The organism is Dactylosporangium thailandense (assembly GCF_059739745.1).
This window is the reverse complement of the sequence record NZ_AP029195.1, coordinates 5,639,564-5,653,490: the sequence shown is the minus strand read 5'-3', so window position 1 is coordinate 5,653,490 and position 13,927 is coordinate 5,639,564. Positions and strand designations below refer to the sequence as shown.

Genomic DNA, 13,927 nt, shown 5'->3' with positions numbered 1-13,927 from the left:
CAAGTGTGCCGCGCCGCCGGGCGCCCAGGGTAGGTCTGGCAGAACGACGGAAGCCGGGCCCGGCGGCTCTAGCGTCGTGTCGACCACGAACGTTTGGAGGCCGCAGATGACCGGATGGACCACCGCCGACATGCCCGCCCAGCACGGCCGGGTCGCCGTCGTGACCGGCGCGAACTCGGGCCTCGGCCTGGTCACCGCGACCGAGCTGGCCCGGCACGGCGCCCGGGTCGTGCTCGCCGTGCGCAACACCGCCGCCGGGGCCGAGGCCGCCCGGCGCATCGGCGGCGACGTCGAGGTCCGGGAGCTGGACCTGGCCTCGCTCGCCTCGGTGCGCGCGTTCGCGGCGGGGCTGGCCGCCGACCACCCCGTCCTCGACCTGCTGGTCAACAACGCCGGCGTGGTGCTGCTCGGCCCCCGCCGGACCACCGCCGACGGCTTCGAGCTGCAGCTGGGCACCAACCTGCTCGGGCACTTCGCGCTGACCGGGCTGCTGCTGGGCAATCTGGCCGCGGCCCCGGCGCCGCGGGTGGTGAACCTGAGCTCGATCACGCACAAGACCGCGCACCTCGACTTCGACGACCTGATGTTCGAGCGCGGCTACCGGGCCTCGCCCGCGTACGGCCGGTCCAAGCTCGCCACCACCGTCTTCGGCGTCGAGCTGGACCGGCGCCTGCGCGCGGCCGGGTCGCCGATCGTCAGCGCCCTCGCGCACCCGGGGCTGACCCGCACCAACCTCACGCCGCGGGCCTGGGAGCACCGCGGGCGGCTCGGGCGCGTGATCGCCCGGGCCGGGCTGCTCGCCACCCAGCCGGTCGAGCAGGGCGCGCTGCCGCAGCTGCGGGCCGCGACCGACCCCGGCGTGCGGGGCGGGGAGTTCTTCGGGCCGGCCGGGCTCTTCGAGACGCGCGGGCGGGTCACCGCGGCCCGGCTCAGCCGCGAGGCGGCCGATCCCGAGGTCGGCCGGCGGCTGTGGGCGGCGGCCGAGGAGCTGACCGGGGTCAGCTTCCTATGAGCGAGACGACGAGGTTGTGGTCCGACAGGCCGCCCGCGTCCTCGACCGTCGCGAGTCCGGGAACTCCTTCGCGGACCGCGATGTGGTCGATGTACGGACTGCGAGCCCCCGGCCGCGTCGGCGGCGCCCCGGGCGCGAACTCGGCGAGGGTGAACCCGGGCCCGAGCCCGGCCGCGATCGTCTCGCGGTCCGCGTTGAAGTCGCCCAGCAGCACCGCCGGGCCGTCGCCGAGGGACGCGAGCCGCGCCAGCTGAGCCGTGCGGGCGTCGCCGAACCCGACGTGCGCCGAGACGACGAGCGCCGGCCCGGTCCGCACGGCGAGGAAGCCCTTGCCCGGGTCGCCGTCGAACGCGTCGCCGGCCACCCGTTCGCCCCGCGCGATCACGACGAGGTGCTCGCGCACGTCGCGAAGCCGCGGGGTGCCGCGGCGGACCGTCGGCACGCGCGGGTACGACACGGCATGCACCTGCTCCGGCGCGAAGACCTCCCGGAGGCTCGCGAGCTGGTCGCCGCTGACCTCCTGCAGCGCGATGACGTCCTCGTCCCGCTCCGCGAGCCGCGCGGTGACGGCCGCGATGCGCCGCGCCTCGTCCGGCCAGGCGGCCGCGACCGGCTCCGCGTAGTTCTCCGCGTGCACGCGGTGCAGCACATTCCAGGTGGCCACCGTGATCACGGCAGCCAGCCTAGGCCCGCGGTGCCCCGGCGCCGACGCGTGGCTCGCGGACGCGGTCGAACGGTTGCCCGCCGCGGTGCAATAATCCGGGTCCATGCGCGTGCTCTTCACCGCCGTGCCGATCCACGGGCATCTGCTGCCGCTGCTTCCGCTCGCCGAGGCCGCCGCGGCCGCCGGGGACGACGTGGCGTTCGCCGTCCCCGAGTCGCTGACCGGGCTGGTCGGCGGGCTGCCGGTGCTCCCCGCCGGGCCCGGCGTCGACGAGCTGCTCGCCGAGAACGACCGGCGCACCGGCGGCGCCGACATGAACTCGGGCTTCGAACCGGTGGCCGAGCTGTTCGCGGGGACCCTCGTGGACACCTCGTTCGACGCGGCACTGCGCCGGGCGCGGGAGTTCGGGGCCGAGGTCGTGGTCGCGGACGAGTACGACACGATCGGGCCCATGGTCGCGGCCACCCTCGGCGTGCCGCTCATCCGGCACGCGGTCGGGCTGCCCGTGTCGCCGCCCGAGCTCGGGCCGGCGATGGAGGCGCGGCTGGCCCCGCGGTACGCCGCGCGCGGCCTCGCCCGGCCCGCCCGCCTGGCGCTCGTGGACCTCTGGCCGCCGGCGCTGCACGGGCCGGAGTGGGTGCCGGCGGACGACCGGCTGGCGATCCGGCCCAGGGCGTACACCGGGACCGAGCCCTTCGACCTGCCGGCCCCGGCCGGTTTCCGGGTGCTCGTCACGCTCGGGACGGTCCTGCTCGAGGCCGGGCCGCTCGACGCCCTCGTCGACGCGGTGGCGGCACTGGACAATGTGGACGTTCTGGCCACGGTACCGGCCGGGCTCCCGCGCTCACTCGCCGACGCGCGGGCGAACGTGCGGTTCGTCGGCTTCGTGCCGATAGCGCAGCTGCTCGACGCGGGCGTCTCCGTGGTCCTCGCGGCCGGCGGCGCCGGGACCGTGCTCGCCGCGCTGAGCCGGGGCGTCCCGATGGTGCTGTGGCCGAAGGGCGCCGAGAAGCCGCAGAACGCCGAGCGGGTCGTCGCCGCCGGGGCGGGCGTCGCGATCGACGATCCCGCGCGCGCCGCCGGGGCGGTCGCCGAGGTGCTGGCCGATCCGTCGTACCGTCTGCACGCCGAACGCGTCGCCGGCCAGATCGCCCAGGCCCCGGATCCCGCGGCGGTCTGGGCGGCCCTGCGCCCGCGCATCGGCGCCGCCCGAACCTGAGCCGTTCGGCGGAGCGATTCCGGGTGTCGCAACGCATTGCGCGGCCGGGCCGGGCGGCCGGACAATCGTCGCGTGCACACCGCCTATGCGGAGATGGTGGCCGCGTTCACGGAGAGCCGCCTGCCGGTCCCACCGGTTCCCGAGTCGCTGCGGCCGCGGCTGCGCACCGTGCGCGACTGGTGCTGGGCGACGCGCGAGATCGACGGTTTCCGGATGTACATGTTCGAGCCCGACTTCCCCGCCGCCGTCCTCGCGGCGCGCGTGCCCGACTACGTCGCCGTGAGCCACGCGGGGCACGGCGTGAACTCGTACGCGATCAACTACCACCTCGTCCACGGCCCGCTCGCCGTGCTCCTGCAGGTCGGCTGGGGCGGCATCTACACCGACAACAGCGCCGCGTCGCGCCGGCTCGCCGAGCTGTTCCGCCGCTGCGAGTCCCTGCACGAGGCGGCCGCGGCGACGGCCGGCGGCCGGGTCCTGTGCGTGTTCAGCCAGTTGCGCGGCATCTCGGCGTGCGGCCGCGTGCCCGCGCTCGCCGACGGCGACGTCCACGCGTTCGTGACCGAGCACCGCACCGCGGGCGAGGAGGCGTTCGACGTCGCCGAACGCCTCCTGACGCCCTGACCGCGCGGCGGCGCTCAGCTGGTGCGGGTGGTGCCGAAGGTCGTGCTCGGCGGCGTGGCGATGTTGCGGGCCGCCTCGCTGAGCTGGCCCAGCGTCGGGTTGGCGCGGACCTGGCGCGCGTTGTCCACGATCTGCTCGTACTTCGCGCGGCCGGCGCGCGTCCCCAGCACGTAGCCGACGGCCAGGCCCGCGGCGATGGGCAGCAGCTTCATCATGTCTCCCTCAAGAACGTCGGTTCGGGCGGCGGCCGCGCAGGGCGAGCGCGACGATCGCTCCCACGACCATCGTCGCCCCGGCGGCCAGGACGATCCGGGTGCGACGCGCCGAGAGGCGCGCCACGGTGCGGTGCACGGTGCGGTCGGCGGCGGCCCTCGCCCGGGCCTTGACGTCGGCCTTCGCGGCCAGGGCCTCGAGCGTCTCCCCGAGCGCGGCGCGCGTGCGCACGATCTCGGCCCGCAGCGCCTCCGGGTCGTTGACCCGTCCGTCCGCCGTCACCCCGCCACCTCCCCGCATTCGCCGCAGCTGGCGTTCCCCCGGGCGAGGAAGCCGAAACCTATCCCAGTTGTACCGCCAGTGCCGTCGCGAAACAGGCGAAGCCCACGATCGCGGCCGAGGACCGCAGCACGTCGAGGCGCTGCCACCGGGTGACGGTCGCGCCAGTCCGCGGGCGGGGCGTCGGGGTCCCAGCCGGCGACCTTCATGTTGATCGGGACCGTGCCCAGGAACGAGAAGCCCAGGAACGCGGCGAGGGCTGCGACCCCCGCCCATCGCCACGCGGTCCCGGGGCCGTCGGCGAGCACGAGCACCGCGACCGCGACGGCCACCGCCGGGAGCATGATCGCGGGCACCACGACGCGCAGGCTGCGCACGAGCGCGACCCGGGCCTGGATGTGCGCGCGGTCGTCGAGGCGGAGCAGGGCCGGCTGCACCCCGTACCGGACGATGAACTCCTCGCCGGCTAGCAACCCCGCGAGGATCAGGCCGAACGCTTGCAGCACCGCCATGGGACACCTTTCTTTCCGCGCCTGGGGCGTCTTCTTTCAGCTCCGCCCCGCACCTGAGGTCGCTTGCTTCCAGCCCCCGGGTGCGGGGTCCGCCCTCTTTCAGTTCCCGCACCCGGGTCACCTTCTTTCAGTCGCTGCAAGTTTACGGTAGCAGGATTTCTGCAGCCGCTGAAGTACGATGGCGGGATGAGCGACACGGCGGTCACCTGGCTGCCCGACGGCGCCGCGGCCGAGGAGACCGGGGGCCTGCGAGAGCGCAAGAAGCGGCAGATGCGGGCCCGGTTGTCGGCCACGGCGACGCGCCTGTTCCTGGAGCGCGGCTTCGACGACGTGCGGGTCACCGAGATCGCCGAGGCGTGCGGGGTGTCGGAGCGGACGGTCTTCAACTACTTCCCGACGAAGGAGTCGCTGCTCCTCGACCGCTTCGACGACACCCTGACCGCCCTGCGCACGGCCCTGGCCGACCCGGGCTCGCCGCCGCTGCCGGCCGCGCTCGCCGTGCTCGACGCCGAGCTGGACGGACTCACCGCCTGGCTCGCGGGCCAGCCGGACCCGGCCGCCGCGAGCGAGACCCTCCGCCGCTTCCGCGAGCTGAGCACGAGCACCCCGGAGCTGCGCTCGCACCAGCACGACATGATCGACCGCCTCACCGAGACGGCCGCGCGCCTGCTCGCCGACCGGTCGTCCGCGCCCGAGCCGGCCCCGGCGGCCCACATCGCGGCCGTGGCGCTGCTCGGCCTCTGGCGCGTGCAGGCCGCCAGCCTCCAGCGCCGTCTCGCCGCGCACCACCCGCCCGACCGCCTGCGCACCCTGGTCTCCGCGGACGTCCACATCGCGGCGGCGACCATCGAGCCGATCTTCCGCGGGTTCGGATAGAAGCGGGTTCGGGTGGAGACGGGTTCGGGTAGAACTGGTCGCGTGACGACTGCCGCGGCTGCCTGGTTGCTGCGGGCCGCGACGGCCGTTCGGGTGACGGCTGCCCGCCGCGACGCGGGCCGGGGCGGCCGATCTTTCGCGGGTTCGGGTAGAACTGGTCGCATGACGACTGCCGCCGCGATGCGGGCCGAGGCCGCCCGGCTACTGCGGGCCGCGCCGGCCGGTGTGCGCGCGCCGTTCGAGGACGTGGCGAAGCGGCGCTGGATCGAGTATCGGCCCGCGCCGCGCCCCGGCGTCTCGCTCGGCGAGCTGGACCCGGACGCGCGCAAGGCCGCCCACAGGCTGCTCGCCACCGCGCTGCGCCCGCACGCGTTCGCCCAGGCGATGGGCGTCGTCGCGCTCGAGGAGGTGCTGGACCGCGAGGAGGGCTACGGCCGCGGGCGCCACAGCGACGACTACCGCGTCATCGTCTTCGGCGAGCCCGGCCCGGCCGGCCGCTGGGGCTGGCGCTTCGAGGGCCATCACCTCTCCGTCACCATGACCCTCGACGGCGACGCGGTCTCCCCGACGCCGGTGTTCCTCGGCGCCAACCCCCTGGCCACGTACTACCGCGGCCGCCCCGTCCTGCGCCCCCTCGGCCCCGAGCAGGACCTCGCGTTCGAGCTCCTCGACGCGCTGCCCGAGTCGCTGCGCGGGCACGTGCTGCGCCGGCCCGAGGCGCCGGTCGACATCTACAGCGGCCCGCGCGCCGACGTGGTGCCGCCCCCGCCCGGCGTGCCCGCGGCCGAGCTGCCGCGCGCGGCCCGGGAGCGGTTGGACGACCTCGTCGCGCTCTACCTCGACCGCCTCCCCGCCGACGTCCGCCTCGCCGTCGACCGCGACGCCCTCACCTTCGCGTGGGAGGGTCCACCGGAGCGCGGCGGGCGCCACTACTATCGGGTGCAGGGGCCCGATCTGCTCATCGAGTACGACAACACGAGCGCCGACGGCAACCACGCCCACACGGTGCTGCGCCGCCCGGAGTCCGACTTCGGCGGCGACCTCCTGCGCGAGCACCGGGCCGAGCACCCGCACGCCTGACACCGCGTTGATCCCGCGTCGGCACGCTTGACCGCACGTCGGGCCACGCCGCGCCGGCACGCTTGGTCCCGCCCCAGGCCGCCCCGCGCCGCATCGGGCCGGGCCGCCCCGCATCGGGCCGCCCCGCGCAGAGCGGGCCGGGCCGCCCTGCTCCCGCGCCGCTCTGCTCCCGCGCCGCTCTGCTCCCGCGCCGCTCTGCTCCCGCGCCGCTCTGCTCCCGCGCCGCCCCGGCCCGCGCCGCATCGGGCTGCCCCGCGCCGCTCTGCCCCGCGCAGAGCGGGCCGGGTGAGCGTGGGCGGCCGTCCGGGCACGGCGAGCGGCGACCGGCCGAGCGCTCGCGTGGGTCAGGGGAGCGAGACCGGGCTGGTGCCGTCGTCGAACGGCAGGTCGCCGCCGGCGATCGCGTGAACCTCCATCGTGGACAGTTCGGCGAGGCCCGACTGCACCGTGGCGAACGCCGTCGTCGCCGCGTCCGGGCCGGTCGCGATGCGCAGCAGGCTCGGCCGCGGGGCGAGCCGCGTCGCGTCGACGACCCGCCACACGCCGCCGATCGCCACCTCGGCGACGGCGTGGAAGTCCATCGGGGACAGCCCGGGCGCGTACACGGCCGCGGTGCGCGCCGGGATGTCCAGGGCCCGCACCAGGGCGGCGACGAGGTGCGCGAAGTCGCGGCAGACCCCGGCGCCGGCCAGCAGCGTGTCCGCCGCGTCGGTGGAGCCGGTGCTCGCCCCGGCCCGGTACTCGGTGTGCTCGTGCACGTACGCCACGACCCGCGCCACGGCCCCGGCCACCGCCTCGGCGTCGAAGGGGTCGACGGGCCCGAACTGCCGCAGCGCGAAGCCGAGCATGCGGTCCGACGGGCAGTACCGGCTGGGGCGCATGCCGACGATCCGCTCCAGCGGCGTGACCCGCGCCGGCTCGGCCGCGAGGGAGGCGTGCGCCTCGTAGGTGATCTCCAGCCGGCCCGGCTCGCTGCGCACCGTGTGCAGCCGGCCGCCGTCGCCGGTCTCGACGAGCGTGACCGGCACCGGCTCGCCGTTGAGGCGCACGCCGAGGTCGTCGCTCACCCGGACTCCGGGCCGGCGCGCGGCGGCCACCTGCAGCACGATCTCCGCCGCCCGCTCGACATCGAACGCGAGTGAACAGCCCGCCGTCACGTCGGTCACGAGCGCACCGTACCGACTATGTTGCATCGGCGCCATCGGGGGTATCGAGGCCGCATGGACGAGGTCGAGAAGCTGCTCGACGCCGTGTACACCGGGCGTGAGCGGGTCACCCGCGAGGAGATCCACCGCCACGCGGTCGCGGTCGACGCGCCCGCCGGGGTCATCGACGCGGTGGAGACGCTGCCGGAGGGGGAGTACGCCTACGACGAGGCGGCCGAGGCCCTCGCCCAGCTCGCCCCGCCCGTCATCACCTCGGGTGGCGTCCCGGCCCGGGCGCTGGACGACTCCGATCTGTCGCGGGAGCTGCGGCACCTGCACGAGACCCGCGACGACACGTTCCGGCACGGCTCCGCGCAGGCCCTCGCGAACCACGACAGCCGCACGGCCGAGCTCGAGGCCGAGTACCTGCGCCGGTTCCCGGACCGGGCCGTCGACCCGCAGCGGATTCGCCCCGATTGACCGGGATCGGGCGGGTATCCGGGCAAGCTGAAAGGAGCCGCGCCATGGCGCTCGACGACGATGACGTCACCAGCACACCCGCGGGATCCGGGCCCGAGGGTCCGGTGGACGGTGGCGCGAGGACCGGCGAGGGCACCGCGGACGGCGGCGCCGACGTCGAGGGCCACGACGGCGGGGCCGACGACGGCGCCACCGAGGGGATCGCCGACGGCGGCGCGGCCCCCGGCACCCACGACGGCGGCGCGGACGGCGCGGCCCGGTAAGCGGCCGGCAAGAGGGCGGCCCGGCCCCGTAAGAGGGCCGGTAGGAGGCGATGACGATGCGCGTGGTCGTGGTCGGGGCGTCGGGCAACGCCGGCACCGCGCTGCTGCGGCGTCTGCGCGCCGACGGCGACCACCGCGTCGTCGGCGTGGCGCGGCGGATTCCGGGCGGCTCGGAGTACGCCGAAATGGTCTGGCACCCCTGTGACATCGGCGCCCCGGAGGCCGTCGGCACGCTGACCGACATCTTCCGCGGGGCGGACGCCGTGGTGCATCTGGGCTGGCAGATCCAGCCGAGCCACGACCGGGCCGTGCTGCGGCGCACCAACGTGGACGGCAGCCGGGCCGTGGTCGACGCCGCGATCCAGGCCGGGGTGGGCGCGCTCGTCGCGGCGTCGTCGGTCGGCGTGTACGCGCCCGGCCCGAAGGATCGCCGCGTCGGCGAGGACTGGCCCGCGACCGGGGTCGCCGCCTCGTCGTACAGCCGCGACAAGGTGGCCCTCGAAGGCCTCCTCGACTCGGCCGAGGAGCGGCTGCGGGTGGTGCGGCTGCGGCCCGGGCTGATCTTCCAGCGCGACGCCGGCACGGAGATCGCCCGCTACTTCCTCGGCCCGCTCGTCCCCGTGCGGCTGCTGCGCTTCGGCCGCGTCCCGGTGGTCCCCGCGCACCCGCGGCTGCGGCTGCAGGCCGTGCACGCCGACGACGTCGCCGACGCGTACGTGCGCGCGCTCACGTCGGACGCCCGCGGCGCCTTCAACATCGCCGCCGACCCGGTCCTCACGCCCGAGCTGGCGGCCGAGCTCTTCCACGGCCGGACGATGCCGGTTCCGGCGGTGGTACTGCGCGCCGCGGCCGCCGCCACCTGGCACGCCCGCCTCCAGCCCGTCGACGCCGGCTGGGTGCGGCTGGCGCTGTCCGCGCCGCTGCTGGACACCACCCGCGCCGCGACCGAGCTGGGCTGGCGGCCCGCGGTCGACGCGTCCGAGGCCCTGCGCGAGCTGGCCGCCGGCATGGCGCACCGGGCCCACGCCGGCAGCGCCCCGCTCTCCGGCGCGGCGGGCCGCCCCGGCCGCCTCGGCGGGCTGTTGCGCGGACGGCTGCCCGGCACCGGTAACCCGTACTGAGTAGGCCCTTCGGGGGACCACGGACGTCGACCGTCCGGCATTTCGCGACCTCGAAGGGGGTACTGCGGCCCGGCGGCACGGCCTACCGTGACCGGCGGTGATGCTGCATGAACTTCGAGACCATGGAAGTGACGACGGTCGTGCGCCGCGAGTCCCCGCGCGTCGTGCGGATGGCGGTGCGCGGTGACCTCGACGCGGCCAACGCCGACCTGCTCCGGGGCGCGTTCGAGGCCGCCGCGGGCGACGGCCGGACCCGGCTCGAGGCCGACCTGAGCGGGGTCACGTTCTGCTCGCTGGCCGGGCTCAGCGTGCTGCTCGGCACGCGCCGGACGCTGGGCGAGCGGTTCGTGGTGCTGGCCGCCCCGCCGGGCGTGCGCCGGATGCTCTCGGTCCTGCGGATGCCCGACGCGCTGGGGCCGGCGCTCACGAGCCCAGCGTGAGGACCACCTTGATGTCGTCGGGCCGCGACTCGAGGGCCTCGGCGAAGCGCTCCAGCGGCACCCGCCGGGTGATCAGGCTCGCCAGCCAGGCCGGGTCGGCGGCGGCCAGGGCCTGCGCCGCCGCGCTGTAGTGCCCGTCCCGGACACGCCGAGGGCCACGCAACGAGGGCCGATGCGCGCATGCCGCGGTGGTGCCCGCCCAGCCCGCCGCGCACTCGCCCGCCGTCGGCTGTCTAGGCCGCGAGGGATTCGGCCGCGTGCGGTTCCGGCGGGGACGGCTCACGGAGGCGCTCGGGGAGCCGGCGGGCGAGCACGCAGCCGGCGGCGACGATGGCCAGGGCCCACACGGTGCCGCACAGCAGCCCGGGGACCATGCCGGCGTCGGGCAGGTTGACGGCGAGCGCGGCACCGTAGGCGGCGGCGGTCGCGAGGAACAGCACGGTGGCGGTGCCGGCCCGGGAGCGCGGGCGGCTCAGCAGGCCCCACACCAGCACGACGGCGGCGGCGAGGGCGGCCGCGGGCCAGGTCGGGTCGAACGGGGCCGGCTCGGTGCTCAGGCGCGGCACCGGCGTGTAGAAGCAGCAGCCCTCGCCCGAGTCGGGCGCGCCCAGCCGGTGCCAGGCGTTTCCGGCGTCACGGTACAGCAGCCCGTCGCGGCCGTTGGCGACGAACAGCACGTGCCCGCCGGGCACCGCGTGCGCGACGATCGAGCGGGAGGCGAGGTGCTCGGCCCGGTCGCCGAGGCCGGGGTAGCCGTCGGCGAGCGCCGTGTAGGCGGGGCCGGCGATCTCCCACACGGTCCGGTATTCGCCGCTGCCGCCGTTGTCGCTGCGCTGCACCTTGAGCTCGCCGCGCCACACGCGGTAGCAGGCGCCGGCCGCGCAGCCCTCCTCCATCGCTCCACTGTGGACCTGCCGCTCGTCGGCGGCGTCGACGGGCTCGCCGCGGTCGTCGACGACCCACCAGGCGCCGCGGCCGGACCGCTCGGTGCGCACGAGCACGGTGCCGGGCCGCGCGCCCTCGACGACCTCGGTCACCTCGCCGATGTGCCGGAGGTTCTGCACCCGCAGCTGGGCGATGAAGCCGTGCAGCCCGGCGCACGCCAGCAGCACGGCGGCGAGCAGCGCGGCGACGATCCCCCGTTTGCGCATGGGACCACGATCGCAGGGCTACATCAGGACCACGTAACGAATGGGGCGGCGGATCCGGGCAGAATCCGCCGCTCCCGTCTTCGATTCCGCCCGCGGTTCGCAGTCGATAAGGCAGTACGAATGCGGGGGTTTCCGCCGGCGCCTCGTCGCACCGGCTTGCAATTTGCATTCCCCGGCGCCGATGCCGCGAAACACGGCGGCCCGGGAATCTTCGTCGATGCCCGCTACCGGCTATTTGATGCCGGTCTGGGCGGGGTCCTGCAGAGCTTCGTCGATGTCGGCGGTGGTGCGTTTCAGGATGTCCTCGACCTGGGCTCTGGTCAGCGCCTGCTCGGCATGCCACAGGTCGGCGAGGTCCTTGGCGATGATGCTCTCGACCACGATCCAGGCCGGGATCGACGGGTACATGCGGCCGGCCTCGATCATCGTGCGGAAGGCCGCGTACGCCGGGTCGGACTCCAGGCGGGTGCCCTTGATGGCCGCGGTGCGCGCCGGCCACAGGCCCGAGGAGACGCTGTAGCGGCGCTGGCTCTCCTCGCCGGTCAGGAACTTCACCCACTCGAAGGCCGCGTCCGGGTGCTTCGCGGCCTTCAGGATCGCCAGGCCCGAGCCGCCGAAGAAGCCGAAGCGGCCCATCTTGCCCGCGGGCATGGGCGCGGTGCCCCAGCCGTTCTTCAGGCCCGGCCGGTCCGGGTCGGCCAGGTAGTCGCCGACCGACTGGGAGTTGTCGATGGTGATGGCGCCGATGCCCTTGGCGAACGCCTCCGGCACGTCGCTGGAGGTCAGCTTCATCGCCTCGGGGTCGTCGTAGAGGTGGACCAGGCGCTGGTAGTAGGCGACGCCGTCGACCGCGGGCGGCTGGTCCAGCAGCGACTTGTCGCCCGCCTCGTCGAGCAGATTGCCGCCGGCGCCCCAGATGAAGGGGGCCACGTTGTGGATGATGCCGAAGTTGTTCTCGTTGCCGATCGCGAGCGGCCAGACGGGACCGCCGGAATCCTTGATCTTCTTCAGGGTGGCCTCGAAGGCGTTCCAGTCCGTGAAGGCGGTCGCGGGGTCGATCCCGGCCGCGGCGAGCACGTCCTTGCGGTAGAACAGGGCGCGCACGTCGGTCAGCCAGGGCAGCGCGGTGATCTCGTCCGAGCCGAGGCGGTGGCTGGCGCTCCAGCTGGCCGCCGCGAACACGTCCTTGCCGCCGACGGCCGCCAGCTCGGCCTCGGTGTAGGGCCGCAGCGCGTGCAGGGCGCTGAACCCGCCGACCCAGGTCGTGCCGAGCACCGTCACGTCCGGGCCCTCGCCGCTCGTCGTGGCGGTGCTGAGGCGGGTGAGGGCGTCGCTCCACTGGATGCGCACGGGCTTGATGGTGATGTTGGGGTGCGCCTTGTGGAACTCCTCGGTCTCCTGGATGACCGCGCGGTCCTGGATCGGGCCGCCGTAGGGCATGTACCAGAACTCGAGCTCCACGGCCGGGCGGTCCGCGGCGTAGCCGACGGTGTCCCCGGCTCCGCCGCCGTCGCCGCCGCCCTTCGCACACCCGGACAGCGCCAGGGCGGCAACGGTCGCGGCGGCCACGGACCTGAGCACAGTGCGCCTCATCACACCCGTCCTATCGACCGGCGGCCCGGGCGGCTGAGCCCAGACGACCGGCGGAAAAACTCGTAGGTCGGCGCCGTGGCGGTCGATAGTCGGACCGTGCGCGGGAGAGTGAGGGACACGTTGGCGTGGAGGTGGCCACGCGTGCTGGCGCTCGCCCTGGTGCTGCTGGCCGCGGTCACCGTCGCCAACATCGAGCTGCACGGCCGCAGCCGCGCCCACGAGGGCACGCGCGCCCAGCTCAACGAGCTCAACATGCTGCTGCACGAGGAGAGCTCGCTGCAGTGGAAGACCCTCGCCAGCCGCAACACCCCGGTGAAGGTCGCCCGGGAGCTCGGCGGGATCCGCCTGCGCGAGCGCGACATCCTCGACAAGCTGCCCGGCTCCGAGGCGCTGAGCCGGCAGGTCGAGAGCTACCACGCGGTGCTCGACGACGAGCTCGGCCTGCTCGGGGTGGGCAAGACCGCCGAGGCGCTCGCGCTGGAGCAGCAGCGGACCGACCCGGCCTTCGTCGTGCTCGCCAACACCCTGCAGCGGCTCGAGGAGTCCGAGACCGCCGACGCCGACCTGGCCAAGAGCCTGGCCGACTTCACGCTGATCCTGGCCATGGCGTTCGCGGTCGCCGCGATCGGGCTGCTGCTGTACCGCTTCGAGCGCGAGCACCGCGCCTCGATGCGCGCCCGCGAGGAGCTGCTCCGCCAGCAGCAGGAGGCGCTGGACACCCTGGCCGAGCACGAGGCCCTCGTGCGCCACCAGGCCGCGCACGACCCGCTCACGGGCCTGGCCAACCGGCGCGCGCTCACCGAGCTGCTCACCGGCTCGACCGGCCCGCAGGCGCTGCTGCTGATCGACTTGGACGAGTTCAAGCCCGTCAACGACCGTCTCGGCCACGCCGCCGGCGACGAGCTGCTCATCGCGGTCGCCGGGCGGCTGCTGGAGGCCGCCCCGGACGGCGCCGTGGTCCGCCTCGGCGGCGACGAGTTCGCGGTCGTGCTGGCCGGCGGCGAGCCCGAGGGGGTCGCGCTGGCCGAGCGGATCGTGGCGGTGCTCGGCGAGCCGTTCGACATCGCCGGCACCACCGTGCGCATCGGCGCGAGCGTCGGCCTGGCCAGCGCCGAGGAGGCCGGCGACGGCGTCGGGGACCACCTGCTGCGCGAGGCCGACGAGGCCATGTACCGCGTCAAGCAGTCCACCAAGGGCGGCTTCGCGGTGTCCTGCGTCATGACCGCTCGGTAACTTCGCGTCGCTGCCGATGTCA

At 75.3% G+C, this 13,927-nt stretch carries 18 protein-coding genes; 10 read left to right on the top strand and 8 right to left on the bottom strand.

Annotated features, from left to right (window positions below; genetic code table 11):
• Nucleotides 1–106: 106 nt before the first annotated feature.
• Nucleotides 107–1,012, top strand: coding sequence for an oxidoreductase (locus AC6JBM_RS24650; RefSeq protein ID WP_497985935.1), 906 nt, complete (start codon nt 107–109; stop codon nt 1,010–1,012).
• On the opposite strand, the gene AC6JBM_RS24645 is transcribed toward AC6JBM_RS24650, so the two are convergent.
• Nucleotides 999–1,685, bottom strand: coding sequence for an endonuclease/exonuclease/phosphatase family protein (locus AC6JBM_RS24645; protein ID WP_497985934.1), 687 nt, complete (start codon nt 1,683–1,685; stop codon nt 999–1,001). The two genes, AC6JBM_RS24650 and AC6JBM_RS24645, sit on opposite strands and share 14 nt — an antisense overlap.
• A gap of 94 nt (nt 1,686–1,779) precedes the next feature.
• On the opposite strand from AC6JBM_RS24645, the gene AC6JBM_RS24640 reads away from it, so the two are divergent.
• Complete coding sequence (locus AC6JBM_RS24640) at nt 1,780–2,895, top strand: glycosyltransferase (protein WP_497985933.1); 1,116 nt, start codon at nt 1,780–1,782, stop codon at nt 2,893–2,895.
• Nucleotides 2,896–2,967: 72 nt separating this feature from the next.
• Nucleotides 2,968–3,519 (top strand): hypothetical protein, encoded by a 552-nt coding sequence (locus AC6JBM_RS24635; RefSeq protein ID WP_497985932.1) that lies wholly within the window; start codon nt 2,968–2,970, stop codon nt 3,517–3,519.
• A 14-nt stretch (nt 3,520–3,533) separates the two neighbouring features.
• Here AC6JBM_RS24635 and AC6JBM_RS24630 read toward each other — a convergent pair whose 3' ends face one another.
• Genes AC6JBM_RS24630 through AC6JBM_RS24620 form a run of 3 tightly spaced genes read right to left on the bottom strand, consistent with a single transcriptional unit; the run spans nt 3,534 to nt 4,523 of the window.
• Complete coding sequence (locus AC6JBM_RS24630; protein WP_350627126.1) at nt 3,534–3,731, bottom strand: hypothetical protein; 198 nt, start codon at nt 3,729–3,731, stop codon at nt 3,534–3,536.
• A gap of 10 nt (nt 3,732–3,741) precedes the next feature.
• Entirely contained in the window at nt 3,742–4,014 is a 273-nt protein-coding gene (locus AC6JBM_RS24625; protein WP_350627128.1) for a DUF3618 domain-containing protein, read from the bottom strand.
• Nucleotides 4,011–4,523: an anthrone oxygenase family protein gene (locus AC6JBM_RS24620; protein WP_497985931.1), complete on the bottom strand. Its 513-nt coding sequence runs from the start codon at nt 4,521–4,523 to the stop codon at nt 4,011–4,013. Before AC6JBM_RS24620 ends, AC6JBM_RS24625 begins: the two co-directional genes overlap by 4 nt.
• A gap of 186 nt (nt 4,524–4,709) precedes the next feature.
• Here AC6JBM_RS24620 and AC6JBM_RS24615 point away from each other — a divergent pair, with 186 nt between their 5' ends.
• Together AC6JBM_RS24615 and AC6JBM_RS24610 are read left to right on the top strand one after the other, a co-directional pair.
• Entirely contained in the window at nt 4,710–5,399 is a 690-nt protein-coding gene (locus AC6JBM_RS24615) for a TetR family transcriptional regulator (RefSeq protein ID WP_497985930.1), read from the top strand.
• A gap of 162 nt (nt 5,400–5,561) precedes the next feature.
• The gene (locus tag AC6JBM_RS24610) at nt 5,562–6,479 is read left to right on the top strand and encodes a DUF3500 domain-containing protein (protein WP_497985929.1); all 918 of its coding nucleotides are present in this window, start codon (nt 5,562–5,564) and stop codon (nt 6,477–6,479) included.
• Between the two features lie 344 nt (nt 6,480–6,823).
• On the opposite strand, the gene AC6JBM_RS24605 is transcribed toward AC6JBM_RS24610, so the two are convergent.
• Nucleotides 6,824–7,645, bottom strand: a complete 822-nt coding sequence (locus tag AC6JBM_RS24605) for a transglutaminase-like domain-containing protein (RefSeq protein WP_497985928.1) — start codon at nt 7,643–7,645, stop codon at nt 6,824–6,826.
• A 54-nt stretch (nt 7,646–7,699) separates the two neighbouring features.
• Between AC6JBM_RS24605 and AC6JBM_RS24600 the strand changes: the two genes are divergently transcribed.
• The 4 genes from AC6JBM_RS24600 (at nt 7,700) to AC6JBM_RS24585 (ending at nt 9,928) form a co-directional block, all read left to right on the top strand.
• Nucleotides 7,700–8,104 carry a DUF6158 family protein gene (locus AC6JBM_RS24600; RefSeq protein WP_497985927.1) on the top strand — a complete coding sequence of 135 codons (405 nt, stop codon included), beginning with the start codon at nt 7,700–7,702 and terminating at the stop codon, nt 8,102–8,104.
• A 44-nt stretch (nt 8,105–8,148) separates the two neighbouring features.
• The gene (locus tag AC6JBM_RS24595) at nt 8,149–8,367 is read left to right on the top strand and encodes a hypothetical protein (protein WP_497985926.1); all 219 of its coding nucleotides are present in this window, start codon (nt 8,149–8,151) and stop codon (nt 8,365–8,367) included.
• 56 nt (nt 8,368–8,423) lie between these two features.
• Nucleotides 8,424–9,488, top strand: a complete 1,065-nt coding sequence (locus tag AC6JBM_RS24590) for an NAD-dependent epimerase/dehydratase family protein (RefSeq protein ID WP_497986521.1) — start codon at nt 8,424–8,426, stop codon at nt 9,486–9,488.
• Nucleotides 9,489–9,595: 107 nt separating this feature from the next.
• Nucleotides 9,596–9,928 (top strand): STAS domain-containing protein, encoded by a 333-nt coding sequence (locus AC6JBM_RS24585; RefSeq protein WP_497985925.1) that lies wholly within the window; start codon nt 9,596–9,598, stop codon nt 9,926–9,928.
• Here the strand turns inward: AC6JBM_RS24585 and AC6JBM_RS24580 are convergent.
• The 3 genes from AC6JBM_RS24580 to AC6JBM_RS24570 all read right to left on the bottom strand — a co-directional run bounded on the left by AC6JBM_RS24580 (nt 9,912) and on the right by AC6JBM_RS24570 (nt 12,672).
• A complete protein-coding gene (locus tag AC6JBM_RS24580; protein ID WP_497985924.1) occupies nt 9,912–10,091 on the bottom strand; it encodes a hypothetical protein in 180 nt (59 codons plus the stop codon). The genes AC6JBM_RS24585 and AC6JBM_RS24580 overlap by 17 nt on opposite strands.
• A gap of 70 nt (nt 10,092–10,161) precedes the next feature.
• The gene (locus AC6JBM_RS24575) at nt 10,162–11,079 is read right to left on the bottom strand and encodes a hypothetical protein (RefSeq protein ID WP_497985923.1); all 918 of its coding nucleotides are present in this window, start codon (nt 11,077–11,079) and stop codon (nt 10,162–10,164) included.
• 231 nt (nt 11,080–11,310) lie between these two features.
• Nucleotides 11,311–12,672: an extracellular solute-binding protein gene (locus AC6JBM_RS24570; RefSeq protein WP_497985922.1), complete on the bottom strand. Its 1,362-nt coding sequence runs from the start codon at nt 12,670–12,672 to the stop codon at nt 11,311–11,313.
• A 141-nt stretch (nt 12,673–12,813) separates the two neighbouring features.
• Here AC6JBM_RS24570 and AC6JBM_RS24565 point away from each other — a divergent pair, with 141 nt between their 5' ends.
• Nucleotides 12,814–13,905: a diguanylate cyclase domain-containing protein gene (locus tag AC6JBM_RS24565; protein WP_497985921.1), complete on the top strand. Its 1,092-nt coding sequence runs from the start codon at nt 12,814–12,816 to the stop codon at nt 13,903–13,905.
• Nucleotides 13,906–13,927 lie beyond the last annotated feature (22 nt).